34 protein-coding genes, 1 tRNA gene and 2 pseudogenes are annotated in these 25160 nt (G+C 69.1%); 15 read left to right on the top strand and 22 right to left on the bottom strand.

The window, feature by feature from the left end; genetic code table 11:
* Nucleotides 1–119 precede the first annotated feature (119 nt).
* Nucleotides 120–1733, top strand: coding sequence for an APC family permease (locus ACIDOCELLA78_RS000000109720; RefSeq protein ID WP_201729404.1), 1614 nt, complete (start codon nucleotides 120–122; stop codon nucleotides 1731–1733).
* Nucleotides 1734–1868: 135 nt separating this feature from the next.
* Nucleotides 1869–2486 (top strand): pyridoxamine 5'-phosphate oxidase family protein, encoded by a 618-nt coding sequence (locus ACIDOCELLA78_RS000000109715; protein WP_201729403.1) that lies wholly within the window; start codon nucleotides 1869–1871, stop codon nucleotides 2484–2486.
* Nucleotides 2487–2505: 19 nt separating this feature from the next.
* On the opposite strand, the gene ACIDOCELLA78_RS000000109710 is transcribed toward ACIDOCELLA78_RS000000109715, so the two are convergent.
* Nucleotides 2506–3105: a glutathione S-transferase N-terminal domain-containing protein gene (locus ACIDOCELLA78_RS000000109710; RefSeq protein WP_201729402.1), complete on the bottom strand. Its 600-nt coding sequence runs from the start codon at nucleotides 3103–3105 to the stop codon at nucleotides 2506–2508.
* 93 nt (nucleotides 3106–3198) lie between these two features.
* On the bottom strand, nucleotides 3199–4260 hold the full coding sequence (locus ACIDOCELLA78_RS000000109705) for a phosphotransferase (RefSeq protein WP_201729401.1): 1062 nt from the start codon (nucleotides 4258–4260) through the stop codon (nucleotides 3199–3201).
* Between the two features lie 176 nt (nucleotides 4261–4436).
* Between ACIDOCELLA78_RS000000109705 and ACIDOCELLA78_RS000000109700 the strand changes: the two are divergent.
* The 3 genes and pseudogenes from ACIDOCELLA78_RS000000109700 (at nucleotide 4437) to ACIDOCELLA78_RS000000109690 (ending at nucleotide 7577) form a co-directional block, all read left to right on the top strand.
* Nucleotides 4437–5716: pseudogene (locus ACIDOCELLA78_RS000000109700) on the top strand (acyl-CoA dehydrogenase family protein).
* On the top strand, nucleotides 5716–6690 hold the full coding sequence (locus ACIDOCELLA78_RS000000109695; protein WP_201729400.1) for an NADPH:quinone oxidoreductase family protein: 975 nt from the start codon (nucleotides 5716–5718) through the stop codon (nucleotides 6688–6690). The pseudogene ACIDOCELLA78_RS000000109700 and the gene ACIDOCELLA78_RS000000109695 overlap by 1 nt, the downstream one beginning before the upstream one ends.
* Nucleotides 6687–7577, top strand: coding sequence for an SDR family oxidoreductase (locus tag ACIDOCELLA78_RS000000109690; protein ID WP_201729399.1), 891 nt, complete (start codon nucleotides 6687–6689; stop codon nucleotides 7575–7577). Before ACIDOCELLA78_RS000000109695 ends, ACIDOCELLA78_RS000000109690 begins: the two co-directional genes overlap by 4 nt.
* A gap of 7 nt (nucleotides 7578–7584) precedes the next feature.
* Here the strand turns inward: ACIDOCELLA78_RS000000109690 and thiL are convergent, their stop codons facing one another.
* The 9 genes from thiL to rpiB are packed head-to-tail and all read right to left on the bottom strand — an operon-like array spanning nucleotide 7585 to nucleotide 14562.
* Complete coding sequence (gene thiL / locus ACIDOCELLA78_RS000000109685) at nucleotides 7585–8523, bottom strand: thiamine-phosphate kinase (protein WP_201729426.1); 939 nt, start codon at nucleotides 8521–8523, stop codon at nucleotides 7585–7587.
* A gap of 16 nt (nucleotides 8524–8539) precedes the next feature.
* The gene (nusB, locus tag ACIDOCELLA78_RS000000109680; protein ID WP_201729398.1) at nucleotides 8540–9037 is read right to left on the bottom strand and encodes a transcription antitermination factor NusB; all 498 of its coding nucleotides are present in this window, start codon (nucleotides 9035–9037) and stop codon (nucleotides 8540–8542) included.
* Complete coding sequence (ribH, locus tag ACIDOCELLA78_RS000000109675; RefSeq protein WP_201729397.1) at nucleotides 9034–9516, bottom strand: 6,7-dimethyl-8-ribityllumazine synthase; 483 nt, start codon at nucleotides 9514–9516, stop codon at nucleotides 9034–9036. The genes nusB and ribH overlap by 4 nt, the downstream gene beginning before the upstream one ends.
* Nucleotides 9513–10640, bottom strand: a complete 1128-nt coding sequence (gene ribB, locus ACIDOCELLA78_RS000000109670; RefSeq protein ID WP_201729396.1) for a 3,4-dihydroxy-2-butanone-4-phosphate synthase — start codon at nucleotides 10638–10640, stop codon at nucleotides 9513–9515. Before ribB ends, ribH begins: the two co-directional genes overlap by 4 nt.
* The gene (locus ACIDOCELLA78_RS000000109665; protein ID WP_201729395.1) at nucleotides 10640–11254 is read right to left on the bottom strand and encodes a riboflavin synthase; all 615 of its coding nucleotides are present in this window, start codon (nucleotides 11252–11254) and stop codon (nucleotides 10640–10642) included. The genes ribB and ACIDOCELLA78_RS000000109665 overlap by 1 nt, the downstream gene beginning before the upstream one ends.
* 3 nt (nucleotides 11255–11257) lie before the next feature.
* Nucleotides 11258–12349, bottom strand: a complete 1092-nt coding sequence (gene ribD / locus ACIDOCELLA78_RS000000109660) for a bifunctional diaminohydroxyphosphoribosylaminopyrimidine deaminase/5-amino-6-(5-phosphoribosylamino)uracil reductase RibD (RefSeq protein ID WP_201729394.1) — start codon at nucleotides 12347–12349, stop codon at nucleotides 11258–11260.
* A gap of 2 nt (nucleotides 12350–12351) precedes the next feature.
* The gene (gene nrdR, locus ACIDOCELLA78_RS000000109655) at nucleotides 12352–12807 is read right to left on the bottom strand and encodes a transcriptional regulator NrdR (RefSeq protein WP_174503902.1); all 456 of its coding nucleotides are present in this window, start codon (nucleotides 12805–12807) and stop codon (nucleotides 12352–12354) included.
* A gap of 7 nt (nucleotides 12808–12814) precedes the next feature.
* Nucleotides 12815–14113 (bottom strand): serine hydroxymethyltransferase, encoded by a 1299-nt coding sequence (glyA, locus tag ACIDOCELLA78_RS000000109650; RefSeq protein ID WP_201729393.1) that lies wholly within the window; start codon nucleotides 14111–14113, stop codon nucleotides 12815–12817.
* Nucleotides 14110–14562 carry a ribose 5-phosphate isomerase B gene (rpiB, locus tag ACIDOCELLA78_RS000000109645; RefSeq protein WP_201729392.1) on the bottom strand — a complete coding sequence of 151 codons (453 nt, stop codon included), beginning with the start codon at nucleotides 14560–14562 and terminating at the stop codon, nucleotides 14110–14112. Before rpiB ends, glyA begins: the two co-directional genes overlap by 4 nt.
* A 130-nt stretch (nucleotides 14563–14692) precedes the next feature.
* Here rpiB and ACIDOCELLA78_RS000000109640 point away from each other — a divergent pair.
* From ACIDOCELLA78_RS000000109640 to ACIDOCELLA78_RS000000109620, 5 genes are all read left to right on the top strand, one after another.
* Nucleotides 14693–14769: transfer RNA gene (locus tag ACIDOCELLA78_RS000000109640), tRNA-Arg, on the top strand.
* Between the two features lie 108 nt (nucleotides 14770–14877).
* The gene (locus ACIDOCELLA78_RS000000109635; RefSeq protein ID WP_174503899.1) at nucleotides 14878–15063 is read left to right on the top strand and encodes a Trm112 family protein; all 186 of its coding nucleotides are present in this window, start codon (nucleotides 14878–14880) and stop codon (nucleotides 15061–15063) included.
* Nucleotides 15060–15422 (top strand): gamma-butyrobetaine hydroxylase-like domain-containing protein, encoded by a 363-nt coding sequence (locus ACIDOCELLA78_RS000000109630; RefSeq protein ID WP_201729391.1) that lies wholly within the window; start codon nucleotides 15060–15062, stop codon nucleotides 15420–15422. The genes ACIDOCELLA78_RS000000109635 and ACIDOCELLA78_RS000000109630 overlap by 4 nt, the downstream gene beginning before the upstream one ends.
* A gap of 111 nt (nucleotides 15423–15533) precedes the next feature.
* Nucleotides 15534–16469 (top strand): tetratricopeptide repeat protein, encoded by a 936-nt coding sequence (locus tag ACIDOCELLA78_RS000000109625; RefSeq protein ID WP_201729390.1) that lies wholly within the window; start codon nucleotides 15534–15536, stop codon nucleotides 16467–16469.
* Nucleotides 16470–16483: 14 nt separating this feature from the next.
* On the top strand, nucleotides 16484–17137 hold the full coding sequence (locus tag ACIDOCELLA78_RS000000109620) for an LON peptidase substrate-binding domain-containing protein (protein WP_201729389.1): 654 nt from the start codon (nucleotides 16484–16486) through the stop codon (nucleotides 17135–17137).
* Nucleotides 17138–17233: 96 nt separating this feature from the next.
* Here the strand turns inward: ACIDOCELLA78_RS000000109620 and ACIDOCELLA78_RS000000109615 are convergent, their stop codons facing one another.
* The 7 genes from ACIDOCELLA78_RS000000109615 to ACIDOCELLA78_RS000000109585 form a co-directional block, all read right to left on the bottom strand.
* A complete protein-coding gene (locus ACIDOCELLA78_RS000000109615; RefSeq protein ID WP_201729388.1) occupies nucleotides 17234–18301 on the bottom strand; it encodes a flagellar biosynthesis protein FlhB in 1068 nt (355 codons plus the stop codon).
* Nucleotides 18302–18345: 44 nt separating this feature from the next.
* Nucleotides 18346–19125, bottom strand: coding sequence for a flagellar biosynthetic protein FliR (locus tag ACIDOCELLA78_RS000000109610; protein ID WP_201729387.1), 780 nt, complete (start codon nucleotides 19123–19125; stop codon nucleotides 18346–18348).
* 2 nt (nucleotides 19126–19127) lie between these two features.
* Nucleotides 19128–19403: a flagellar biosynthetic protein FliQ gene (locus ACIDOCELLA78_RS000000109605; RefSeq protein ID WP_249676423.1), complete on the bottom strand. Its 276-nt coding sequence runs from the start codon at nucleotides 19401–19403 to the stop codon at nucleotides 19128–19130.
* 85 nt (nucleotides 19404–19488) lie between these two features.
* Nucleotides 19489–19791, bottom strand: a complete 303-nt coding sequence (locus ACIDOCELLA78_RS000000109600) for a flagellar hook-basal body complex protein FliE (RefSeq protein WP_201729386.1) — start codon at nucleotides 19789–19791, stop codon at nucleotides 19489–19491.
* Nucleotides 19791–20195 carry a flagellar basal body rod protein FlgC gene (gene flgC / locus ACIDOCELLA78_RS000000109595; protein ID WP_201729385.1) on the bottom strand — a complete coding sequence of 135 codons (405 nt, stop codon included), beginning with the start codon at nucleotides 20193–20195 and terminating at the stop codon, nucleotides 19791–19793. The genes ACIDOCELLA78_RS000000109600 and flgC overlap by 1 nt, the downstream gene beginning before the upstream one ends.
* A 15-nt stretch (nucleotides 20196–20210) precedes the next feature.
* Nucleotides 20211–20456 carry a hypothetical protein gene (locus ACIDOCELLA78_RS000000109590; protein WP_249676420.1) on the bottom strand — a complete coding sequence of 82 codons (246 nt, stop codon included), beginning with the start codon at nucleotides 20454–20456 and terminating at the stop codon, nucleotides 20211–20213.
* The gene (locus ACIDOCELLA78_RS000000109585) at nucleotides 20450–20590 is read right to left on the bottom strand and encodes a flagellar basal body protein (RefSeq protein WP_249676417.1); all 141 of its coding nucleotides are present in this window, start codon (nucleotides 20588–20590) and stop codon (nucleotides 20450–20452) included. The genes ACIDOCELLA78_RS000000109590 and ACIDOCELLA78_RS000000109585 overlap by 7 nt, the downstream gene beginning before the upstream one ends.
* Before the next feature lie 210 nt (nucleotides 20591–20800).
* Between ACIDOCELLA78_RS000000109585 and ACIDOCELLA78_RS000000109580 the strand changes: the two genes are divergently transcribed.
* Both ACIDOCELLA78_RS000000109580 and fliP read left to right on the top strand, forming a co-directional pair.
* Nucleotides 20801–21085 carry a hypothetical protein gene (locus tag ACIDOCELLA78_RS000000109580; RefSeq protein WP_201729384.1) on the top strand — a complete coding sequence of 95 codons (285 nt, stop codon included), beginning with the start codon at nucleotides 20801–20803 and terminating at the stop codon, nucleotides 21083–21085.
* Complete coding sequence (gene fliP, locus ACIDOCELLA78_RS000000109575) at nucleotides 21085–21846, top strand: flagellar type III secretion system pore protein FliP (RefSeq protein WP_201729424.1); 762 nt, start codon at nucleotides 21085–21087, stop codon at nucleotides 21844–21846. Before ACIDOCELLA78_RS000000109580 ends, fliP begins: the two co-directional genes overlap by 1 nt.
* Nucleotides 21847–21876: 30 nt before the next feature.
* On the opposite strand, the gene ACIDOCELLA78_RS000000109570 is transcribed toward fliP, so the two are convergent.
* From ACIDOCELLA78_RS000000109570 to ACIDOCELLA78_RS000000109555, 4 genes are read right to left on the bottom strand one after another with little or no spacing between them, the layout of a single operon-like run.
* Nucleotides 21877–22095 carry a sensor histidine kinase KdpD gene (locus ACIDOCELLA78_RS000000109570; RefSeq protein WP_249676412.1) on the bottom strand — a complete coding sequence of 73 codons (219 nt, stop codon included), beginning with the start codon at nucleotides 22093–22095 and terminating at the stop codon, nucleotides 21877–21879.
* Nucleotides 22089–22718 (bottom strand): hypothetical protein, encoded by a 630-nt coding sequence (locus tag ACIDOCELLA78_RS000000109565; protein WP_249676409.1) that lies wholly within the window; start codon nucleotides 22716–22718, stop codon nucleotides 22089–22091. Before ACIDOCELLA78_RS000000109565 ends, ACIDOCELLA78_RS000000109570 begins: the two co-directional genes overlap by 7 nt.
* On the bottom strand, nucleotides 22679–23272 hold the full coding sequence (locus ACIDOCELLA78_RS000000109560) for a hypothetical protein (protein WP_249676406.1): 594 nt from the start codon (nucleotides 23270–23272) through the stop codon (nucleotides 22679–22681). Before ACIDOCELLA78_RS000000109560 ends, ACIDOCELLA78_RS000000109565 begins: the two co-directional genes overlap by 40 nt.
* Before the next feature lie 5 nt (nucleotides 23273–23277).
* Nucleotides 23278–24219 (bottom strand): patatin-like phospholipase family protein, encoded by a 942-nt coding sequence (locus ACIDOCELLA78_RS000000109555; protein ID WP_249676403.1) that lies wholly within the window; start codon nucleotides 24217–24219, stop codon nucleotides 23278–23280.
* A gap of 201 nt (nucleotides 24220–24420) precedes the next feature.
* Here ACIDOCELLA78_RS000000109555 and rpmH point away from each other — a divergent pair.
* The 3 genes and pseudogenes from rpmH to yidD all read left to right on the top strand — a co-directional run.
* Nucleotides 24421–24554: pseudogene (gene rpmH / locus ACIDOCELLA78_RS000000109550) on the top strand (50S ribosomal protein L34).
* Between the two features lie 67 nt (nucleotides 24555–24621).
* Nucleotides 24622–24990 (top strand): ribonuclease P protein component, encoded by a 369-nt coding sequence (gene rnpA, locus ACIDOCELLA78_RS000000109545; protein WP_201729382.1) that lies wholly within the window; start codon nucleotides 24622–24624, stop codon nucleotides 24988–24990.
* A partial coding sequence (gene yidD / locus ACIDOCELLA78_RS000000109540; protein ID WP_201729381.1) for a membrane protein insertion efficiency factor YidD occupies nucleotides 24987–25160 on the top strand: 174 nt, incomplete at its 3' end. The genes rnpA and yidD, both read left to right, overlap by 4 nt.

Raw genomic sequence — 25160 nt, 5'->3', positions numbered from 1 at the left:
CCCATGATGAACGGCAAGGTTGTAAACCCCGATTTTGTCATGGCAGATTCACGGACCGGTTTCCTCCGATGCAAAACTGCATTAGGGTTTGTTCATAAACTGTCATGGGGGCACGTAAAATGAGTGGAAAATCGGGTGTCAAACTCAAGCGGGATGCGGGTATCATCGGCCTGCTCTTCGCGAGTCTAGGCGGCATCATTGGCTCGAGCTGGCTGTTCGGCCCGCTTCACGCCGCCAAGGATGCCGGTCCGGCGGCGATCTTCGCCTGGCTGATCGGCGGTGTCGCGGTCCTGCTGCTGGGCTTCGTCTATGCCGAGCTGGCCACGGCCTTCCCGCGCGGCGGCGCGGTGATCGCCTTCCCGAAACTCTCGCACGGCAACCTGATGGCCGTGATCATGAGCTTCGTGGTGTTTCTCGGCTATGTCTCCGTGCCGCCCGCCGAAGCCTCGGCGGTCATCACCTATGGCAACAACTACATCCCCGGCCTGGTCGACAAATCCGGCGTGCTCACCGGCTTCGGCTTCTTCGCCTCGCTGATCCTGATGCTGGTCTTCACCGGCATCAACGCGCTGGCGGTGCGCCTCGTGCTGACGGTCAACAGCGCGCTGACCTGGTGGAAACTCGCGGTCCCGGCGCTGACGGTGATCGTGCTGATCATCGCCGGCTTCCATCCCGGCAATTTCTCGGCCCACGGCTTCGCCCCGCACGGCACGGCCGGCGTGTTCTCGGCCGTGGCCACATCCGGCGTCATCTTCGCCTATCTCGGCTTCCGCCAGGCGGTGGAACTCGCCGGCGAATCGAGCAACCCGCGCCGTAACCTGCCCATCGCCATCGTCGGCTCGGTCGCCATCGCGCTGGTGCTCTATGTCGGCCTGCAGGTCGCCTTCATCGGCGCGCTCCGCCCGTCCGACCTCGCCAAGGGGTGGGATGCGCTGACCTTCGCCGGCGCCTCCGGCCCGTTCGCCGGTCTCGCCACCATCGTCGGCGCCACCTGGCTCGCCATCCTGCTCTATATCGACAGCGTGGTTTCGCCCGCCGGCACCGGCATCATCTACTTCACCACCACCTCGCGCGTGGTCTACGCCACCGGCCAGGAAGGGCTGCTCGGCGGGCAGACCTTCGCGAAACTGTCCAAGGTGGGCGTGCCGATCGGCGGCCTGATCATGACGCTGATCGTCGGCGTCTTCTTCATGTTCCCCTTCCCGTCCTGGCAGAAGATCATCGGCTTCATCTCCTCGGCCTCGGTGCTCTCCTACGGCACCGGCCCGATCGTGCTGCTGACCCTGCGCAAGACCATGCCGGTCGAACAATACAAGCGGCCCTACCAGCTGCCCGGCGGCACGCTGGTCTCGACCCTCGCCTTCATCATCTCCAACTTCATCGTGTTCTGGAGCGGCGCTTCGACCGACAACTTCCTGTTCGGCATCATCCTCCTCTTCACGATCGTCTATGTCGGCTACGAGGCGACGATGGGCGAAGGGCTCGGCAACCTGCACTGGCGCGGCGCGTGGTGGCTGGCGCCGTATTTCTTCGGCCTGTGGCTCATCACCTATCTCGGCCCGAAGAACCTGACCGGCGGCACCGGCACGTTCTCCAACCTCGTCGCCTCGATCATCCTGATCGTCTTCAGCCTGATCGTCATCCAGGTCGCGGTGAATTCCGGCTCGCCCGATCCGGAAGAAGCGAAAGCGACGATCCTCGCCGGCGAACCCGAAGTCTTCGGCGCCGACTGACCGCGCAACCCGGCCCCTGCGGGCCGGACCACGCACCTGACTGAGACCGCCAAGGCGGATGGGGCCTCCCCCATCCGCCTTTCTTCTTGCCCCGGCGGGGTTTTCATCCGCCCGAAACGGTCCAGATCTTCACCCATGACCGAACCCGCCCCACAAGCCGCCATCGCGCACGACACCGATCCCGCCCTGCATCCGGCAGAAAATTTCATCGCCGCCGCGCTCGCCCGGCTGACAAGCGGCGTGCGCGACCGGCGCAGCGATTTCCACGTGATCGGCCTCGCCACCACCGGGGCGGACGGCGGGCCCCGCCTGCGCAGCGTCGTGCTGCGCGGCCGCGCGGCGCAGGGCGGACAGATCACCTTCCACACCGATGCGCGCTCCGCCAAATTCGCCGAGCTGAGCCGCGATGGCCGCGCCGCGCTCCTCGCCTATTCACACGCCGCGAAGCTGCAAATCCGCATCGAAGGCCGGGTGACGCTGCATCACGACGATGAAGAGGCCTCCGCCATCTGGCGCGCCCTGCCCGAGGGCGCGCGCCAGATCTACCGCGCGGAACTGCCGCCGGGCACCGAAGCCGCGGCCGACCGTCTCGATCAGACCCTGAGCCTGGAGGCGGCCGCCCGGCATTTCGCCGTCTGCCACCTGCGCCCCGCGCTGTATGATGTTCTGTGGCTGCGGCCGGAAGGCCACCGCCGCGCCATCGGCACGCTCGATGGCGCGGGCGCTCTGGCGGCGCGCTGGGTCGCCGCCTGACCCTGGCCGCGCCTCGGCCTCAGGCCGCCGGCGGCGCGGTCCGCGCGAAGGCCGGCTCGCGCGCGAAGGCGGCGAACCACGCGGCCAGCGCCGGGCAGGCTTTCCGCCAGTCATGCGCGGCGAGGCGGAAATCGAGATAGCCCAGCGCGCAGCCCACCGCGATCGAGCCGATATCCAGCATCCGGCCCGGCGGGTCCTGTTCGAGCACGGCCAGCGTCCGCTCGATCGCCTGCATCTGCCGCTCCATGAACGCCGCCCGCGCCGCTTCCTTCGGCTTCAGGCTTTCCATGCGGATGCCCACGGCGGCGTCGAGAATGCCATCGCCCATTGCCTGATAGCGCAGCGCCGTCCAGCGGGCCGACCCGCTGCCCGGAAACAGCGGCAACGCATCGCCGATCTGGTCGAGATATTCGCAGATCACCCGGCTGTCGAACAGCGCCACCCCCTCGTCGGTCACCAGGCACGGCACTTTCGACAGCGGGTTGTTCGCGGTCAGCGCCGCCGGGCTCTCATGCGGGTTGGTCGGGATCAGCTCGATCCGCTGGTCGATCTCGCGGGCGATCGCGCAGGCCATCACCTTGCGGACATACGGGCTGGTGACGGAGTGAAACAGCTTCATGTGTCGGACTTCCTTCTGCTGGCGGCACCGGTCGCATCCCGGGCCGCCGATACCGTTACGCGAGGGGCGGCGCCGGCCGCGATCCATCGCCGCTCAGTCGCCGCGCACGACGTTCCAGCCGGTTTTCGCAACCTGCAGGAACACGTCGTGCATCCGGTGGGCGCGCTGGTCGGCGGCATTGCCGGCCAGCGCGCGGGCATACACCCCCTCGACGATCGCCGCCGAGCGGAACAGCGAGAAGCCGAGGAAGAAGCGCCAGTTCTCGATCCGCTCTCGCCCGGTCCGCCGGCAATAAAGCTCCAGCGCCTCAGCCTCGCTCATCAGCCCGAGCGCGGCGAGATCGACCCCCTGATATCCCGCCATCGCCGGCCCCGAGCCGGGCGGCAGGTGGTAGGACATGCAGCAATAGGCGAGATCGGCGAGCGGATGGCCGATGGTCGAAAGCTCCCAGTCCAGCACCGCGAGAATGCGCGGCTCGGTCGGGTGAATCATCATGTTGCCGAGGCGGAAATCGCCATGCACGATGGAACTCTCGTCGCGCTCGGGAATATTGCCGCGCAGCCACGCGATCAGATTGGCCATCGGCGCGAAATCCTCGGTCTTCGAGGCTTCGTACTGCTTGGTCCACCGCTCGATCTGGCGCGCGACATAATGGTCCGGCCGGCCGAATCCGGCGAGCCCCACCGCCTCGTACTCCACCATGTGCAATGCGGCGATGGTCTCGATGATCTGCCGGTGGATCGCGCCGCGCTCCTGCGGCGCGAGCCCGGGCATCATCACGTCGTGGAACACCCGGCCCGCCACATGGCCCATCACGTAGAACTCGGTGCCGATCACCGCGGCGTCGGTGCAGTAATGCAGCATCGGCACCACCGGCACCGCGCTCGCGGCCAGCGCGCTCTGGATGCGATATTCGCGGTCGATCTGGTGCGCCGAGGGCAGCAGCGTTCCCGGCGGCTTCTTGCGCAGCACGTAGTTCCGCCCCGGCGTCTCGATCAGGTAGGTCGGGTTGGACTGCCCGCCCTGGAACTGGCGGATCGCGGCCGGCGGAGCGAAACCGTCGACATTGGCGGCCAGATAGGCGAACAGCGCCGCCTCGTCGATCCTGTGCTGCGGCAGCATCTCGACAAGACGCGGCTGGTTGTCCGTGCTCATCCGGTTTCCTCCTCCGAAACGGCCGGGAAAATCGGCGGCGGGCGGCGCGCTGTCAAGCGGCAGTGCCCCAGCCGTATCCGCTCTGCCGCTTGGGGACTTGCATAACCCGCGCGCACCTCGCACAGTTGGGTCAAATCGATCGTCCAGCAGAATCAGACCACGAGGGAAATGCCACCATGGAGTTCCGCTATTCCGCCAAGACCGAGGCTCTGCGCCAGCGCGTTGCCGACTTCATGGCCGAGCACGTCTATCCCAACGAACAGGCGCTGTTCCACACCGCCCACACCCAGGCCGACCAGTGGAAGCCGCTGGAACTGCTGCAGGACATCAAGCAGAAAGCCAGGGCGGCGGGGCTGTGGAACCTGTTCCTCCCCGAATCCGAGCACGGCGCCGGGCTGACCAATGTCGAATACGCGCCGCTCGCCGAAATCATGGGCCGCTCGCCCTTCGGCCCGGAAGCCTTCAACTGCTCCGCCCCCGATACCGGCAACATGGAAGTGCTGACCCGCTACGGCACGCAAGAGCAGCGGGAAACCTGGCTGAAGCCGCTGCTGGCCGGAGAAATCCGCTCCGCCTTCGCGATGACCGAGCCGCGCGTCGCCTCGTCGGATGCAAAGAACATCGAAACCTCGATCCGCCGCGAGGGCGACGAATACGTCATCGACGGCCATAAATGGTGGACCTCCGGCGCGCCCGATCCGCGCTGCCGCATCCTGATCGTGATGGGCCAGTCCGATCCGGAAAACCCCGACCCCTACAAGCGCCAGTCGATGATCCTGGTGCCCTTCCCGCATCCGGGTGTCACGATGAAGCGCGCCCTGCCGGTGTTCGGCGATGTCGACGCCCCGCACGGCCATGCCGAGATGATCTTCGACAAGGTGCGGGTGCCCGCCACCAACATGCTGCTCGGCGAGGGCCGCGGCTTCGAGATCGCCCAGGGCCGCCTCGGGCCGGGACGCATCCATCACTGCATGCGCTCGATCGGCGCCGCCGAGCGCGCGCTGGAGCGCATGGTCCGCCGCCTCGAAAGCCGCACCGCCTTCGGCAAGCCGGTCATCGAGCAGAGCGTCTGGCGCGAGCGCATCGCCGAAAGCCGCATCATGATCGACCAGGCCCGCCTGCTCACCCTCAAGGCCGCCCAGATGATGGACACGGTGGGCAACAAGGAAGCCCGCGCCGAAATCGCCATGATCAAGGTCGTCGCCCCAACGTCGCCTGCAAGGTGATCGACTGGGCGATCCAGGCCTTCGGCGGCGGCGGCGTCGCCGATACCTGGCTCTCCTCGGCCTATGCCCACCAGCGCACGCTGCGCCTCGCCGATGGGCCGGACGAGGTGCATCGCGACCAGCTCGCCCGGCTCGAACACCGCCGCTACCGCAACACCGATCCGGCGCGCACCGGCGGCTATCCGAACGTGCTGATCGCGGACGGGCTGTCGGAACCGGGCCAGGCCTGATGCGCGCGATCCGCTGCGAGGCGTGGGGCGGGCCGGAAACGCTTCTCCTGCGCGACCTGCCCGATCCCGTCCCGCAGGCGGGCGAGGTGCTGATCCGGGTGCGCGCCGCCGGGGTGAATTTCCCCGACGTGCTGATCATCCAGAAAAAATACCAGGTCCAGCCCGAACTGCCCTTCACCCCCGGCGCCGAAATCGCCGGGGAGATCGAGGCGGTCGGCGAGGGTGTCGCCGGCTACAAGCCGGGGGACCGCGTGCTCGCCCTCTGCTCCACCGGCGGATTCGCTGAAAAGATCGCGATCGACGCGCATCGCTGCGTGCCGGTGCCGGACAGCGTCTCCTTCGAGGTCGCCGCCGGGCTGATGCTCGCCTTCGGCACCTCGCACCACGCCGTGGTCGATCGCGGCGAGATCAAGCCCGGCGAGACGATCCTGGTGCTCGGTGCCGCCGGCGGCGTCGGCCTCGCCGCGGTCGACATCGCCAAGGCCAAGGGTGCGAGGGTCATCGCCGCCGCCTCGTCGGCGGAAAAGCTCGAACTCTGCCGCGCCCACGGCGCCGACGCCCTCATCAATTACACGACCGAAGACCTGCGCGCCGCGATCCGCGAACATACCGGCGGCAAGGGGCCGGACGTGATTTTCGATCCCGTCGGCGGCAAGCTCGCCGAGCCCGCCTTCCGCTCGATCGCCTGGCGCGGCCGCTACCTCGTCATCGGCTTCGCCGAGGGCACCATCCCCGCCCTGCCGCTCAACCTGCCGCTGCTCAAGGGCGCGTCGCTGGTCGGCGTGTTCTGGGGCGAGTTCGCCCGCCGCGAGCCGAAGAACCAGATCCGGATGATGGAAGACCTGTTCGCCATGCTGGCGCGCGGCGAAATCCGCCCGCTGGTGTCGAAAACCTACCGCCTCGAGCAGACGGAAGACGCCCTGCGGGACATGGCGGCGCGCCGCGTCACCGGCAAGATCGTGATTCTGCCATGAAGGATTTCCACAACCGGGTTGCCGTCATCACCGGCGCGGGCAGCGGCTTCGGCCGCGAATTCGCCCGCATCGCAGCCAGCCGCTTCATGCGCCTGGCTTTGGCCGACATCCAGCCCGACGCGCTGGAGGCCACCGCCGCCGAGCTGCGCGCCGCCGGCGCCGAGGTGCTCACCGAACGCCTCGATGTCAGCGACGCCGCAGCGATGGAGCGCTTCGCCGATGCGGTCTTCGCGCGATACGGCAACGCCCATCTGCTGTTCAACAATGCCGGGGTCGGCGGCGGCGGGCTGCTCTGGGAACATTCCGTGCGCGACTGGCAATGGGTGCTCGGCGTCAATCTCTGGGGCGTGATCCACGGCGTGCGCTGCTTCGTCCCCCGCATGATCGCGAATGGCGAGGAGGGCCACATCGTCAACACCGCCTCCGTCGCCGGGCTGGTCGCCGCCCAGACGATGGGGGTCTACAACGTCTCCAAGCACGGCGTCGTCGCCCTGTCCGAAACCCTGTTCCAGGATCTGCGGATCGCCGGGGCGAAACTCGGCGTCACCGTGCTCTGCCCCGCCTTCGTCGATACCGGCATCAAGGACGCGGCGCGCAACCGCCCGGCCGAACTCGCCAACGACGCGCCGCCGACGGCGAGCCAGCGCCTCGCCGAGGAACAGACCCGCAAGGCCGTCACCTCGGGCCGCCTCGGCGCCGCCGATGTCGCCGCCCGCACCTTCGACTGCATCGAGCAGAACCGCTTCTACTGCCTGACCCACCCGAAAATTCTCGGCACGGTCGAATTGCGGATGCAGGACATTCTCAACCAGCGCAACCCGAGCGATCCGTTCTCGCTGAAGCGCGACGTCGCCTTCAAGGCCCCGCCCGACGCCACAACCGCCTGACCCCGCGTCAGAAATGCTGCCAGCCGGCCCGCCCGAGCGGAACCGGCTGGCCCGTCTCGTCGATCACCCGCACCTCCGCCGCCCCCGCCACGAACCGGCCGATCCGCGTCAGCGGCACCGGCGCGCAGGCCGCCTCCAGCGCCGCCGCCCGCCCGGACGGCGCCGCGAGCAGCAACTCGTAGTCATCGCCACCGGTCAGGATCGTCGCGCGCCAGCCCATCCCCGCCGCCCGCGCCGCGTCCGACAGCGGCACAAGCCCCGCCTCGATCACCGCACCGCACCCCGACGCCCGGCACACATGGCCGAGATCCTGCACCAGCCCGTCCGAGACATCGATCGCGGCGGTCGCGATCCCGGCCAGCGCCAGGCCGGTGCGCGGTGTGGGCAGCAGCCGGCGGGCCCGAAACACACCGGTCGGATCGGCAATCCCGCCGCGCGCCGCGTGCAGCCCGAGCACCGCATCGCCGATCGTGCCGGTCACGAACACCGCATCCCCCGGCCGCGCGCCGCCGCGCCGCAGCGCGGTCCCAGGTTCGAGACTGCCGATCATGGTGATCGCGGTGGTCACCGGCCCGGGGGTGGACGAGCTGTCGCCGCCCCACAGCCGCACCCCGAATTCCGCCTGGTCGGCCGCCAGCCCCGCGGCGAATCCCGCGAGCCAGGCTTCCGGCGTCTCCGCCCGCAGCGCCGTGGCGAGCAGATACCCCTCCGGCCGCGCCCCCATCGCGGCAAGGTCGGACAGGTTCCGGCGCATCAGCTTGCGGGCGACGAGATCGGGCGGATCGTCGGGCAGGAAATGCACGCCCTCGATCATCTGGTCGACCGTGAGCACCGCCTGAAGCCCGGCGGGCGGTGTCCACAGCGCGGCGTCGTCGGCAAGTCCCAGCCCCTCGGCCGCGGCGAGCGGCGCGAAATACCGGGCGATGCGGCCGAACTCGCCGCTCACCTCAAGCCCGCTCACCTCAAGCCCGGGCCTCGCCGGCGAACTCGCCCTCCCGCAGCGTGCGGGCGATCCGGTCGAGCACGGCATTGCCCATCTGCACCGCCTCGCCTTCGAGAAACCCGTGCGCCACGTCGAGATACTCGTTGATGACGACGCGCGCCGGCGGCCCGTCGGTCATCCACAGCTCGGCGCCGGCGGCGCGCAGCAGCGCGCGCAGCACCGGGTCGAGCCGCGGCATCGGCCAGGCCTCCGGCAGCACCCCGGCGATCAGCGGATCGACCACGTCCTGCTGCGCCGTCGCGGTGCGGACGATGCGCGAGAACAGCGGCACGTCCGGCGGCGCCACCTCGCTCTCCCCGGCATCGAGCAGCCCGGCCATCCGCCCGAAGCGATGGCGGACGAACTGGTCGATCACGGTTTCCGCCGTCTCCCCGGCATGCTCGCACTGATAGAGCGCCTGCACCGCGGCGGCCCGCGCCAGGGTGCGCGGCCGCGCGCCTTTCGCTGCGGGCTTCATGCGAGGCCCATCCGCCGCGCGAGCGCGATCTGCCGCAGGCAGGCCGAAGCCGCCTCCGCCCCCTTGTTCGAGCCCGTCTCGGCGGAGCGCGCTTCCGCCTGCGCGAGCGTATCGACGGTGAGCAGCGCCGTCCCGAGCGGCGCGGCGTGGTCGATCGCCACCTGCATCAGCCCGTTCATCGCCGAATCGCAGATGAACTCGTAATGATCGGTCTCGCCGCGCACGACGCAGCCGAGCGCCACATAGCCGTCGAACCGCGCCCGCCCGCGCAGCGCGATGGCGAGCGCCTGCGGCAGCTCGAACGCGCCGGCGACATCCACCGTCTCGATCGTCGCATTGGCGCGGCCGAGCAGCATCACCGCCGCATCGGTCATCCCGTCGACGACCTGGCGATAATACGGCGCGCGGATCAGCAAGACGCGCGGCGCCGGGCCCGGCACGTCCGGCACCTCGGCTTCGGGGGCATCGGCGGTGCTCATGACCTCGCGGGCTCCTCGATCGGCAGTTGTTCGACGATGTTCAGCCCGTAGCCCTCAAGCCCGACCACGGCGCGCTTGTGGTTCGACAGCAGCACCATGTCGCGCACGCCGAGATCGGCGAGAATCTGCGCGCCCACGCCATAGTCGCGCAGCACCGCCCCGGTGCGCGCCCCGCCGACGATCTGCTGCAACCTTGAGGACACCGCATCCGGCCGCGCCTCGCGGATCAGCACGACGACCCCCCGGCCCGACTGCGCGATCTGCGCCATCGCCCGCCGGAGATCGCGGATATGGTCGCCGCCCAGAATATCGTCGATGGTGCTGACCGCGTGCATCCGCACCAGCACCGGCTCGTCGGCGGCGATATCGCCCTTGACGAGGGCCACATGCTCGACCCGGTCGATCGTGTTCTCATAGACCACGCTGCGCCATTGCTGGCCGGCGCCATCGGTGATCATCCCGTCGCCCGCGCGCCGCACCAGCTTCTCCATCCGCCGCCGATAGGCGATCAGGTCGGCGATCGTGCCGAGCTTGAGGTTGTGATACTGCGCGAACGACACGAGGTCCGGCAGCCGCGCCATCGTCCCGTCATCGTTCATGATCTCGCAGATCACCCCGGCCGGGGTCAGCCCGGCGAGCCGCGCGATATCCACCGCCGCCTCGGTGTGCCCGGTGCGCACCAGCGTGCCGCCGTCGCGCGCCATCAGCGGAAAGATATGCCCCGGCGTCACGATGTCCGCCGCCCCGCATTCCGGGTTGATCGCCACCGCGACGGTGCGCGCCCGGTCGGCGGCGGAAATCCCCGTCGTCACCCCCTCGCGCGCCTCGATCGACACGGTGAAGGCGGTTTCGTGCCGCGACCCGTTCGACTGCGCCATGAGCTTGAGCCCCAGCGTCTCGCAGCGCGCCCGCGTCAGCGCGAGGCAGATCAGCCCCCTGGCGTGCCGGGCCATGAAATTCACCGCATCCGGTGTGGCGAACTGCGCCGGGATCACGAGGTCGCCCTCGTTCTCGCGGTCCTCGTCATCCACCAGGATGAACATGCGCCCCGCCCGCGCCTCCTCGATGATCTCCTCGGCCGATGCCAGATATTCCTGCAACGACGCGGTCTTCAGATGGTCCATCAGCCTGCCTCCGCCAGCCGCGCCACATAGCGCGCCAGCATGTCGATTTCGATATTCACCGCATCGCCCACCGCCAGCGTGGCGAAACTGGTATGCGTTTCCGTGTGCGGGATGATGTTCACCCCGAATTCCGCGCCGTCAACCTCGTTGACCGTGAGCGACACGCCATTGACCGCAACGCTGCCCTTCGGCGCGATGAAACGGGCGAGGTCGCGCGGCACGCCGAAGCGCCACCGCGTCGAACCGCCCTCCGGCCGCGTCGAGACCACCTCGCCCAGCCCGTCGACATGGCCGGAGACGACATGCCCGCCCAGCTCGTCGCCTATCCGCAGCGCCCGTTCGAGATTGACCGCCGTCCCCGCCCGCCAGGTGCCGAGCGTCGTCTTCGACAGCGTCTCCCCCGAAACCTCGACGGCGAACCAGTCCGCCCCCCGCTCGATCACGGTCAGGCAGCAGCCCGAACACGCGATCGACGCGCCGAGCGCCACCTCGCCGATCCCCGCCCAGGCGGGGTTTCCCGCCGGCACGCCGATCACAAGCCGCGTATCCGTCGCCGCCCCGCCGGGCCGCACCTCGCGCACCGCGCCAACCCCGGTGATGATCCCGGTGAACATCGCTCAGTCCCTCCGATAGCGCGCGCGGCGGTCGCCGCCGCACTGCGTTTCGCCAAGGCGCGCGAACCGCGCCGCCGCCGCCGGCGTCTCGATGCCGAATCCCGCCACCGCGCCGATCCCGTCATCGCCGATCACGATCGGCGCGGTGAACCATTCCAGCCGGTCCACCAGATCGGCGCGGATCAGCGCGGCCGCAAGAGTGCCGCCGCCCTCGGCCAGCACGCGGGTCAGCCCCGCCGCCCCCAGCGCGGCGAAGGCCGCGCCGAGATCGACGCCCACCGGCGCCGCCGGCACCTCGAACAGGCGCGCGCCCAGCGCCAGCAGCGCCGCCCGCCGCGCCGGGTCGGCGCCGTCGCGATGCACGATCCACAGCGGATCGCGCGCCGCCCCGCGCGCCAGCCGGCCATCCAGCGGAATCCGTAAATGCGAATCCACGATCACCCGCACCAGCGGGCGCGCCCGGAATCCCTCGATCCGGCAGGTCAGCTCCGGGTCGTCGGCCAGCACCGTGCCCACCCCGACCATCACCGCGTCGTGCATCCCCCTCAGCGCGTGGCCAAGCTGGCGCGCCGCCGCCCCGGTGATCCACTGGCTTGCCCCGGTCCGGGTCGCGATCTGCCCGTCGAGCGAGGTCGCGAGCTTGAGCGTCACCAGCGGCCGCCCGGCGCGCACCCGCAGGATGAACCCGGCATTGATCTCCGCCGCCTCCGCTTCCCCCACCCCCGTCACCACCTCGATCCCCGCGGCGCGCAGCCGGGCGATGCCCGCGCCATCGGTCCGCGGGTCGGGATCGGTCATGGCGATGACGACGCGCGCGATCCCGGCGGCGATCAACGCCTCCGCGCAGGGCGGGGTCCGGCCATGATGGGCGCAGGGTTCGAGCGTGACATAGGCGGTCGCCCCGCGCGCCGCGTCCCCGGCCATGGCCAGGGCCTCGGTTTCCGCGTGCGGCCGCCCGCCGGGCGCCGTCCGTCCGCGCCCGACCACCCTTCCCTGCCGCACGATCACGCAGCCGACACTCGGATTGGGCGAGGTCTCGCCCAGGCCGCGCCGGGCGAGCGCGAGGGCGGAACGCATCGGGGCCAGATCGTCCATGCCTATTTCGGCTGGTCCATCGTGCCAAGGAAAGCCTTGAAATCCTTGGTTTCACGAAAATCGCGATAGACCGAGGCGAAGCGCACATACGCCACCGCGTCGACCTCCTTCAGCGTATCCATCACCAGCTCGCCGATCTCGCTCGAAGGAATTTCCGCCTCGCCCGAGGCTTCGAGCTTGCGGACGATGCCATTGACGATCCGCTCGATCCGCTCGTCATCCACCGGCCGCTTGCGCAGCGCGGTACGAATCGAGCGGGCCAGCTTGTCGCGGTCGAAACCGACCCGTCGCTGATCCGCCTTGATCACCACCAGCTCGCGCAGCTGCACCCGCTCGACGGTGGTGAAGCGCTGGCTGCATTGCGGGCAGAAGCGCCGGCGGCGGATGGCGGTGCCATCTTCCGCCGGCCGGCTGTCCTTCACCTGGGTGTCGGCCTCACCGCAGAACGGGCAGCGCACCGCGCATTCACCGGTAGATCGGGAACCGGGCGCAGAGGTCCAGCACCTTGGCGCCCACCGCCGCCTCGACCGCGTCGTTCGCGCCGTCGTTGGAGGCAGAAAGCCCGTCCAGCACCTCGACGATGAACCGGCCGACCATGCGGAACTCCTCGGTCCCGAACCCGCGGGTCGTCGCCGCCGGCGTGCCGAGGCGAATGCCCGAGGTCACCGCCGGCTTCGCCGGGTCGAACGGGATCGCGTTCTTGTTCGCGGTCATGTGCGCGCGCTCGAGCGAGGCCTCCGCCGCCTTGCCCGTCACGTTCTTCGGCCGCAGATCGACCAGCACGAGATGGCAGTCGGTGCCTCCGGTCACGATGTCGAGCCCGCCTTCGATCAGCGTCGCCGCCAGCACGCGGGCGTTCTCGGCCAGCGCCTTCTGATAGGCGCGGAAATCGGGGCGCAGCGCCTCGCCGAAGGCCACCGCCTTCGCCGCGATCACATGCATCAGCGGCCCGCCCTGCAAGCCGGGGAAGACGGCCGAGTTGAACTTCTTGCCGAGTTCGGGATCGTTTGACAGGATCATGCCGCCGCGCGGCCCGCGCAGGGTCTTGTGCGTCGTCGTGGTCACCACATGCGCGTGCGGCAGCGGCGAGGGGAAAATCCCCGCCGCGACCAGCCCGGCGAAATGCGCCATATCCACCAGGAAATACGCGCCGACCTCGTCCGCCACCTTGCGGATGCGGGCGAAATCGATGAAGCGCGGATAGGCCGAGCCGCCGGCGATGATCAGCTTCGGCCGGTGCGCGCGGGCAAGCTGCTCCAGCTCCTCGTAATCGAGCGTGCCATCCTCGCGCTTGACGCCATACTGCACGGCGTTGAACCACTTGCCCGACAGGTTCGGCGCCGCCCCATGGGTCAGATGCCCGCCGGCGGCCAGGCTCATGCCCAGAATCGTGTCGCCCGCGTTCAGCAGCGCGAGGAACACCGCCTGGTTCGCCTGCGCGCCCGAATGCGGCTGGACATTGGCGTAGGCGCAGCCGAACAGCTCGCGCGCCCGCGCGATCGCCAGCTCCTCGGCGACGTCAACCGCGGCGCAGCCGCCATAATAGCGCTTGCCCGGATAGCCCTCGGCATATTTGTTGGTCAGCACCGATCCCTGCGCCTCGAGCACCGCGCGCGAGACGATGTTTTCCGAGGCGATCAGCTCGATGCCGTCCTGCTGGCGGGCGAGTTCGCGGCCGATCGCGGCGGCGAGATTGGGATCGGTCTCGGCCAGCGAGGAGGTGAAGAAGCGCGCGATGTTCGCAATCGGGCTCTGCTCGTTCATGCTTTTGGCTCCGGATTGAGTTTGGCGACCCTGCCCTGATGCCGGCCGCCTTCGAACTCGGTGGTCAGAAACGCGTCGAGGGCTTCGAGCGCGACCACCTCGCCGGTCAGCCGCGCACCCAGCGCTAATATGTTGGCGTCGTTGTGCTGGCGCGAAAGCCGCGCCTCCGTCGCCGTATGGGCCTGGGCGCAGCGCACGCCTTCATGCCGGTTCGCCGCGATCGCCATCCCGATGCCCGACCCGCAGACCAGCAGCCCGAACCGCGCCGCCCCGGCCTCGATGCGCGCGCTCACCGCATGGGCGATGTCGGGATAATCGACGCTCGCCGGCGAATTGGTGCCGCAATCGACCACGTCCCACCCCGCCTTGCGCGCGGCCTCCGCCAGCCGGTCCTTCAGTTCGTACCCGGCATGATCGGCGCCGACCACCAGTGTCCTTGTCTCGCTCATTGCGGCGGCTTAGCACGCCCCGCCCCGCCGCGAAACCGGATTTGCGCCCCTCCGCCATGTCATGCGGCGCACACAACCGTCCCATGGGGTTGCGGGATCGCCGCCGATCCGCTAATGCGCCTCCCACGGCGGACCCGTAGCTCAACTGGATAGAGCACCAGACTACGAATCTGGGGGTTAGGAGTTCGAGTCTCTTCGGGTCCGCCATATGTCGCGATGCTGGCGCACGCCGCCCGACCTCGCCCACCGGACCTTGCCAATCCCGGCCGCCGCGCCAGCTCCGCCGCATCGGGTTCATTTCAGGGGATGTCCTTCATGGCCGATACCGCGCCGATCGACCCTCGCCTTCTCGAAGTCCTGGTCTGCCCGCTGACCAAGGGCAAGCTGATCTACGACCGCGAGGCCGCCGAGCTGATCAGCCCCACCGCGGGCCTCGCCTTCCCCGTGCGCGACGGCATTCCCATCATGCTGGTCGACGAAGCCCGCCAGATCGAGCCGTGACCGCGCCCGAACCCACCGAGCTGCGCCTGCGCCGCGCCGAGCGGGTGCTGGAGATCAGCTTCGCCGACGGCGCGCATTTCGCGCTCGATGCCGAATATCTCCGCGTCGAGAGCCCGAGCGCCGAGGTTCAGGGCCACAGCCCCGCCGAGCGCCAGCTCGTCGCCGGCAAGCGGGGCGTCGGCATCACCCGGCTGGAACCCAACGGCCACTACGCCGTGCGGATCACCTTCGACGACGGCCATTCCACCGGCATCTATTCATGGGACTACCTGCACCGGCTGGGCCGCGAGCACGCCCAGCGCTGGGCCGCCTATCTCCAGGCGCTCGACGCCGCCGGACTGCGGCGCGACACCCCATAAAATCCCTCCCGCACCCGGTTCCGCGCCCCATTTCACGCACCCATGCGTGCGACTGGCTTGCACCGGCGCCGTTGTCTATCATCTAGTGAGGCATAGAAACGGATCATGACCATGGATCATCTGACAGACCCCGATGCGCGGCGCCCGGCCGGCGCCGACGCCCAGATCATCGAAGGCAGCCAGGCCACCTTCATGGCCGATGTCGTCGAGGCATCGCGCAAGGTGCCGGTGCTGGTCGATTTCTGGGCGACCTGGTGCGGCCCCTGCAAGACCTTGACGCCGACGCTCGAAAAGGTGGTGCGGGCCTACGGCGGGCGCATCCGCCTGGTCAAGATCGACATCGACCAGAACCGCGCCCTCGTCCAGCAGCTCGCCAGCCTCGGCCTGCCGCTGCAATCCGTCCCCACCGTCGCCGCCTTCTGGCAGGGACAGATCGCCGACCTGTTCCAGGGCGCGCTGCCGGAAAGCGACGTGCGCCGCTTCGTCGACGCCCTGCTCAAGGCCGCCGGCTCGTCCGCCCCCTCGGCGGACCTGATCGCCCAGGCCCGCGCGGCGATGGAGGGCAACCGGGCGGAGGAAGCCGCATCGCTCTTCGGCGCCGCGCTCGATGAGGATGAAAACCGCCCCGAGGCCTGGGCCGGCCTGGTCCGCGCCCTGATCGCCCTCGGCGCGGACGACCGCGCGGCCGCCATCCTCGCCGAAATCCCGCCCGCCCTCGCCGATCACGCCGAAATCACCGCGGCGAAAACGGCGCTCTCTGTGGCGCGCGAGGGCCGCGCCGCCGCCCGCCAGCTCGCCGAGCTGCAACAGAAGCTCGCGGCGAACGAAAACGATCACGACTCCCGCCTCGCTTTGGCGGTCGCGCTGAACGCGACCGGCAACCGCACCGAGGCCGCCGACGCTTTGCTCGACATCATGCGCCGCCAGCGTGGCTGGAACGACGACGCCGCCCGGCTCCAGCTCCTCAAGTTCTTCGACGCCTGGGGCGTTGACGACGCCGACACGATGGCCGCCCGGCGCAAGCTCTCCGCGCTGTTGTTCAGTTGAGTTCTCTGTTCGGCATGTCAGGCGCTCACGCGCGGCTGGAAGGGGTGCCGGAAGTCTTTCCGGTCTTTCCCCTCACCGGCGCCGTGCTGTTTCCCGGCGGGCGGCTGCCGCTCAACATCTTCGAGCCGCGCTACCTCGCGATGGTGGACGACGCGATGGCCGCCGGCCGCCTGTTCGGCATGATCCAGCCCCTGCCGGACGCGCCGCGCACCGAGCACGGCCCGGCCATCCACCGCGTCGGCTGCCTCGGCCGGATCACCGCCTTCAGCGAGACCGAGGATGGCCGCTACCTCATCACCCTGACCGGGCTGATGCGCTTCGAGGTCGTCGAGGAGGCCGAAATGCGCCGCGGCTACCGGCGGGTGCAGGGCGATGTCTCCGCTTTCCGCGACGATGTCGCGGCCCTCTCCGGCAACCCCGTGGACGACGCCGCGCCGGTGACCCGCGCCATGCTGGTCGAGGCGCTCGGCCACTATTTCGAGGCAACCGGAATCGATGCGAACTGGGACGCGATCGAGGAAATTTCCGACGAGGCCCTGATCGTCACGCTCTGCATGGCCTGCCCCTTCAGCCCGGCGGAAAAACAGGTGCTGCTCGAGGCGAAAAACGAGGCCGAGCGGGCGGAAGCCCTGCTGGCGATCCTCGAGATCAACGCCCGCCGCGGCTGAACACCGGCCGCCAGAGCGCGTCACCCGGCGCGTCACCCGGCCCGGCACGCCGGACAATCCGCCGCCCCTGCCGGACATACCGCCCAGCCATACCGCTCAGACATGCTGGGCCTGCTTCTCGGCGAGACGCCAGATATAGGCGATGATCTCCGCAACCGTCCGGTAGTGCTCGGGCAGGATTTCCGATTCCAGCTCCTGCTGGAAGAGCGCGCGCGCCAACGGCGGATTCGGCACGATCGGAATCCGCGCATCGCGCGCGAGATCGCGGATGCGCGCGGCCTGCTCGTCCACGCCCTTGGCGACGATCTTCGGCGCCTCCGCCTGCCCGGGCCGATATTCGAGCGCGACGGCATAATGCGTCGGGTTGGTCACCACCACGGCCGCCCGCGTCATCGCCACCTGCAGGCTCCGCTTGGCCAGCGCGGTCTGCGCCGCCTTGATCCGCGCCTTGATCCGCGGATCGCCCTCCATTTCCTTCTGCTCGTCCTTGATCTCCTGCTGCGACATCTTCGTCGATTGGGAAAACCGCCGCCGCGTCATGACGAAGTCGAGCGGCCCGGCAATCGCCTGGATGGCCAGGGCCCCGCCCAGCATCGCCACGATCGAGCCAAAAATCGCCCGGACCAGCGCGATGTCCGAGCCGACCAGCAGCGTCTCGATCCCGCGCAGCCGGTCCGCCATGACGACATAGAGCGCGCCGCCGATCGCGACGAGCTTGAGAATGGTCTGCGCCGAAACCCCGAGGCTCTGGGCGCCGAACATCCGGGTCAGCCCGGTCAGCGGGTTCAGCCGCGCGAAGTTGAACCCGACGGCCGACATGTTGAGCTTCATCCCCGTCTGCAGCAGCGTGACGATCGCCGCCGCCAGCACCATCGCCGCGGCGAGCGGTAGAACGACCCCCGCCGCCGCCACCGCGACCTGCGATGTCGCCCGGCCGAGCGACGCGCCGGCATCGATGGTCGCGGCTCGCGTGAACAGCGAGGCGAGAACCCTCACCAGATGATCGGCGGACGCGGGCAGCCTGCTGCTGGTATAAACAAAGGCAACCGCCAGCCCCGCGAGGGCCGCGACCTCGCGCGACGCGCCCTGGCCATGATCGCCGAGCGCCTTCGCCAGCCGGGTTGGCGTGGCGGCTTCGGTTTTACTTTCCTTGTCGTCATCCATGGCCGGACGGCCTCATCCGACGCCACCGGGCCCGGCCGGCGGTCCTACCAGCCGGCATAGGCCCGCAGCAGCGGCAGCGTCGCATCATGCCAGACCGAGATCATCGGCGAGGCGAGAAAGGCCAGCAGCGCCGTCCCGCCAAGCAGTTGCAGCGGAGCGGCGATGAAGAAGACCTGGATGTTCGGCGCCGCTTTCGACATCAGGCCGAGCCCCGCCTGCCAGACCAGGCCGATGAAGAGAAATGGTGCCGCGAGATGCAGGGCTGCAACGAATTCCGCCGAAACCGCCTTCACCGCGAGGTCCAGCAGCACGCCGGCGGCCGGCAGATTCGCCCCCCCGAGTCCGGCAGGCAGCGGCAGGGTGCGGAACGAGCGGACGATCGCCAGCACCGGCAGCAGGAAGATCCCGCTGGCAAAGACGAGGGCGGGCAGCAGCAATCCCATCGCATTGGCGATGACGGTGCTGTTCGGCCCGATCGTCGAATTGGGCAGCAGCACGCTCGAAAGGCCGATCTGGTAGGAAATGATCTGCCCGGCAACCGGCAGGCTCAGCAGGATCGCCCCGGTCAGCCAGCCGAGCGAAAGGCCGATGACGATCTCCCGCAGGATCTCGAGCGCAAAGACCAGGATCGATGCCGGCACGCCAGGCATCGCCCCGCCGATCAGCGGCACGACGATCGCGGTCAGCGCCACCGACAGCCCGATGCGCAGCTGCGCCGGCGCGGTGCCGTTGCCGGTGAACGGCACGGCCATGACGAGGCTCGAAATCCGGACCAGCACCAGCAGCGGACCATAGACCAGATTGGCCAGATCGTGCGGGAACACGGCTAGCCCACGTGGATCATGGCGCTGAAGATCTGGTGGGCGAACGCAGCGAGCGTGCTGAACAGGAACCCGCCCATGACCATCAGCGTGCCGACCACGGCGGCGATCTTCGGCAGGAACGAAATGGTCGCCTCGTTGATCTGGGTCACCGCCTGCAACAGCGATATCACGACGCCCGAAACCAGCGAGGCGATCAGCGGCGGCGCCGACAGTTTCGCCGCGACCACCAGCGCCGCATGCAGCGTGGTGATCACCGCCGGATCGGTCATGCCCTGCATGCGCGATCCCGCAACGCCGCGCCACACCCGGGCATGCCGGCGCGGACCAGGAGCCGGCGCGCGCGCTGGGGCCGAACGATCATGGTCAGATCGGCATGTTCATGATCGACTGATACGCCGTGATCAGCCGGTCGCGGATCGCGACGGTCGTCTGCAGCGCCACCTGCGCCTGCGCGACCGAGGCGACGACATGGGTGAGATCGCCATTGCCCAGCAGCCCCGCATTCGCCGCCGTCTCGGTCGAGGCGCTCTGATGGACGGCGCTGGTGACGACATTGGAGACGAAATCGCCGAAGCTCGGCCCGGCCGACGATCCCGGCCCGGCAACGCGCCCATAGGCCGAAAGGGCGCTGGAAGGGCTGACCAGCCCGCTGATGGTGCCCGACATCAGATCAGCCCCAGCGTGCGGGTCATCATGCCGCGCGTCGCGTTCATCACCGAGAGATTGGCGTCATACGACCGCTGCGCCTGCTGCATGTCCATCAGTTCCACGAGGCTGTTGACGTTCGGCATCTTGACGTAGCCCTGTGCGTTGGCCGCCGGGTTGGACGGATCGTATTTCATCGGGAACGGCGTCTTGTCCCGGCCGATCGCCGCGACCTCGACGACATTGGTCCCGGCCGCCTGGCTGTAGACGTCCTGAAACGCGATCGTCTTGCGCTGATAGGGGTTGCCGCCGGGGGTGGAGCTTGTGCTGTCGGCGTTCGCGAGGTTCTGCGCGATCACCTGCAGGCGGGAATTCTGCGCGGAGAGAGCCGCCGCCGAAATGTCCAGCGTGGTACCGAATTTCATGATGATATCCCCCGATTACGGGTTGGGGCCAAGTGCCGTCGTGAACATGCCGAGATAGGTCTTGTAGATGTTCACCGCGTATTGCTGGTTGATCTGGTTCCCGGCGATCGCCGCAAGCTGGCTTTCGAGCGAGACGCCGTTGCCGTCCGGCGACTTCGCCGCGACCGTCGCGATCCGGGTCGAGAAGGACTGGCCGGCCGGCGAGGGAATGTCATTGGCGCTGGTCGTGACCATCGCCAGATTGCCGCCCCCGTTCAGCACGTTCGAAAGGCAACCGGCGCCTTCGGCACGTAGCCCGGCGTGTCGGTATTGGCGATGTTGCCCGCCAGAACGGACTGCGACTGCGCCAGATACACCAGCCGGTCGGCCGCAAGGCCGAGTAGATTCAAGGTCATTTTGCCCTCCGAAACCCGAACGGAAAATGCCACCCAAAGGTTAACGAACAGTCAAGGAACAACGCCGGCGATTTTTTTATTTCCTGGACGCAAAGATCATGAAATCAATATTTAATTAACCTTTTTACCGTCATGTCACCGCCAAGACCGCGCCTCCCCCGATTCGGCGGGGCGGCGATCCGGTCGATCGGATCCGGAGACCTTCATGCGATGAGCATGGCACAAATCGGCAGCGTCATCATCGCGCTCGGGGCGGTTCTGCTCCTGATCGCGATCGCCGCCTTCCTTCTGCGCAAGCTGCGCTCCGGCCGCGCGCTCGCCGGCCTCGCGGCGGCGTGGGGCGTTTCGGGCCAGACCCTGTCCTGCCGGGTGGGCCGCGGCACCACGCTCTCGATCGTCACCCTCGGCGGGCATCGCTTCGCGGTGCTGAACGGCCCGAGAACCGACCAGTTGCAGCTCCTCCCGCCCTCCGAACCCGGCAGCACCGCGCCATGATGACGCGCCTCCTGCGCCTCGCCGCGCTGTCGGTGGCCGGTCTCGGCCTCGCGCTGCTGGTCTTCCCGCATGTGGCGAGCGCGCAATCGGTGGATTTCCATCTCGGCTCGGGCAGCGCGCCCGAAACCGCGAAGCTCGTGCAGCTCATCCTGCTCATCGGCATCCTGTCGCTGGCGCCGAGCCTGCTGGTGATGCTGACCGCCTTCACCCGGATCGTCATCGTCCTGAGCCTGCTGCGCACGGCGCTCGGCACGCAGACCACGCCGCCGAACTCGGTGCTGATCGGCCTCGCCCTCTTCCTGACCTATTTCGTGATGGCGCCGGTCTTCGCGCAATCCTGGCATGTCGGCCTCCTGCCGATGACACAGGGCGATGTCGGCACGATCGAGGGGCTGAAACTGGCCGCCGCCCCCTTCCACACCTTCCTCGCCGACAATGCCCGCCCGGCCGATATCCGCGTGTTCCTCTCCCTCGCACATGTGAAACTCCCGGCGAACATGCAGGACGTGCCGTGGCGCGTGCTCATCCCCGGCTTCGTCGTCGGCGAATTGCGCCGCGGCTTCGAGATGGGCTTCATGATCTTCCTGCCCTTCATGGTCATCGATATCGTGATTTCCTCGATCCTGATGAGCCTCGGCATGATGATGCTGCCGCCCACCGCGGTCTCCATGCCGTTCAAGATCATCTTCTTCGTCCTGGTGAATGGCTGGCAGCTCGTCTGCGGTAGCCTGGTGCGAAGCTTCCCGCCCATCCATTTCTAGTGTCCCGAAGCTGAAATCCAGCCGCCGCGATCAGGCCGGCTCCAGCGGGATCGCGAGGCGGAACTGGGTGCCCCGGTCGCCCGTCGCCACCAGCGACAGCTCGCCGCCATGCGCGCGGACCAGATCGCGCGCGATGGCAAGGCCGAGCCCGGTTCCGCCGCTGCGCGCAGAGCCGGTAAAGGGGCGGAACAGATTGGCCCGCGCGCGCTCCGGCAGGCCCGGCCCGTCATCGCCGATCTCGATCAGCAACTGCCCGGCCTCCACCCTGCCGCTGACAACGATCCGCCCGGCCCGGCCTCGGCGGCGTTGCGCATGAGGTTGAGCAGCGCGCGCTGGATCTGCGTGCGGTCGAGCATCGGCGCGATATCCTCCGGCACGTCGATCCCGATCACGAGCCCCTCGTGCAACAGGCGCGTCTGCCCCGCCACCTCGCCCACCAGCTCCGCGAGCGGGCAGGCCGCCCGCAGCAGCGGCGGCGGCCCCTCGCGGGCGAAGCCGAGCGTATGGGTCACAAGCTCCGTCGCCCGCTCGACCGCGTCGACCAGCGTCGCCGCGCCGCTGCGGATGGCGGGATCGGCGCTGCCCGAAAGCCGGTCGGCGACGAGCAGCGCGGTCGAGAGGATGTTGCGCAGGTCGTGGCTGATCTTCGCCACCGCCGTGCCCAGCGCCGCCAGCCGCGCATTGCGCCACAGCGCCGCGCGCAGCTCGGTCTGCATCGTCGCAAGCTCGCGCGCGGCGATGGCGATTTCATCATCCCTGAGCGGCGCGCCAGCGGCCAGGGCCAGCGGCGCCGCGTGCTCCGGGTCCTCGCGGAAGCGGGCGATGCTCTCGGTCAGGCGCCGCATCGGCAGCACCAGCACACGGTTGAGCACGAGATAGACCACAAGCCCGTCAGCAGCGCGATCGCCACCGACAGCGCGGCGATATGCTCGACATAGCGCCACAGATGCGCCGCGAGAACCGGATTATGCACCACGATCTGCACGATCACGCCATGCTGCAACGGGCTCGGCGCGGTCACCAGCACATCGCGCGGCGCCAGGCCGAACTGCACCTCGATCGCCCGGATCACCGAGCCGAACAGCGTTTCATGCGCGAGGTTGATCGCCCCTTCCGCGTGAACGGTGCCGCGCGGCGGCAACACCAGAATGCTGCGCCCCCCCTGCGCCAGCCGGATCGCCTCGGTGCCCGAAAGCCGCAGCAATTCGTTGCGGGTCGACAGGTCGACAACCCCGTGCGGCGCCGCCGAAACCGTCAGCGCCGCCAGATGCGCCTCGGTCACCCGGTTCATCAGCCAGGCGCTGCGCTCGCGCCCGAGACTGGGCAGCAGGATCATCACCTCGGTCAGCAGCGTGACGATCACCGTCAGCCAGAGCAGCCTTGCCGACAGGCTGTGGCCGATCCAGCGCCCGAAGACTTTGCGCAACGCGCTCAGGCGGCCTCCGCCCGGAAGGCGGCGCGCCCGGCCTCGAACAGCCGGTCGAGAAAGGCGCGGTCGGCATAGGCGCGCGATTCCGGCGAAAGCCCAGCCAGCGCCCGGTCGGCCGGATATTCGACGAAGTCGAGACCGGCCGGCAGCAGCGCACACTCGGCGTCGATCGCGGTCTGGAACGCCAGCTCCTGCACCCGGTTGAGAATATCCGCCGGCTGGCTCGGCACCCCCGCCCGCAGCCGGCTCTGCGCGCGGATCAGCACCAGCCGCTCCGGCGCCAGCTCCAGCAGCGGCGCGAGCGGCGGGTTGCCCGAATAGGCCCCGTCCCAATACGCGACCCCCTCGATCATCACCGGCGGGAACAGCGTCGGCAGGCAGGACGAGGCCAGCAGCGCGTCAACGGTGACGTCGTCATTGGTGAAAATCCGGGCGCGTCCCGATTCCACCGCGGTCGCGGCGATGAACAGGCGCGGCGCCGCCGGCGCGCGCAGCGCCTCGCGGTCGAGCAGGTCGGCGATGATCGGGCGGAGCGGGTTCTGCCCCAGCGGGTTGACCGAGGCCTGGCCGAACAGGCTGAGGACCGTGGCGATCCCCTGCATCGCGAGGTTGCTGCCGAATTCGCGCCCCAGCTCGAAGCCCGGCAGCCAGCGGTCGAGATGCGAGGTCAGCGGTGCGAGCATGTTGGTGGCGACCACGCGGTCCCAGAACTGCGCCATCGCCGCCCGCGCCCCGTCCGCGCCGCCGCGCACCATCCCCTGCACCGCCATCGTGCCCAGAATCGCCCCGGACGAGACACCGCAAACGGCATCGAACGTCTCGCCCGCCGCCAGCAGCGCGTCGAGCACGCCCCAGGCATAGGCCCCGTGCGACCCGCCCCCCTGCAGGGCGAGCGCGGTTCGGCAACGGCGTCGCGCCAGCGTCTTCATGGCCTCAATCTGCACGGTCGGAGCGGGGTTGGGCAAGCGGGGAACGATCTTTATCCCCCGCGCCACCGGCTTTGTTGACGCCGCCCCCCACAATGCCTATGACAACACCCAGCAGGAAGCCGCTCCGGACCGGTTGCGGCATCCTATCTGTTTTCTGAATTCCACCGGCGTTTGCCTGCGGCAACCGCCTCACCGGCAGTCATCGGAGTTGAGACCGTGAAGCGCACCTACCAACCCTCCAAGCTCGTCCGCAAGCGTCGTCATGGCTTCGCTCGCGGATGGAAACCGTCGGCGGCCGCAAGGTCCTGGCGAACCGCCGCGCCAAGGGTCGGAAGCGCCTTTCCGCCTGATTCTTCCTCGCGTCCGCCCGGCGCCGCGCGCCTGCCTGCGCGGCCGGGCCGGGAACTGATCACGATCATGCGCGCCGCGCCCCTTCACTCCCTGCCCCAGCGTGCCGATTTCCTGCGCGCTGCGAGCCATGGGCGAAAGGCGGCGCGCCCCGGCTTTGTCGTGCAGATCCTGCAAACCACCCCCGGCGCTCCCCTCCGCCTCGGCCTGACCGCCAGCCGCAAGGTCGGCAACGCGGTCATCCGCAACCGCGCCCGGCGCCGGCTGCGCGCCCTCGCGCGCGAGGAACTGCGCGCCCGCGCGCTCAGCGGCGCCGACATCGTGCTGATCGCCCGCAAGGGCACCGCCGAAACCGATTTCGCCACCCTGCGGGCCGATCTCCGCGCGGTGCTCGATGCCGCCTTCCCCGCGCCCACCGCCCCGGCCGGCGCGCCGTGACTCCGGCGACGAAACTGCTGCGCGGCGGCGTGCGCGCCTACCAGCTCACCCTGTCTTCGGTGCTGGGCGGGCAATGCCGCTTCTATCCTTCCTGCAGCGCCTATGCGATGGAAGCCCTCGCGGTTCACGGCGCCCTGCGCGGCTCCGCCCTCGCCGCGCGGCGCATCCTG

This window comes from Acidocella sp. C78 (assembly GCF_907164655.1).
The sequence above is the reverse complement of the archived record's forward strand: the minus strand, read 5'-3'. Positions and strand labels throughout refer to the sequence as shown.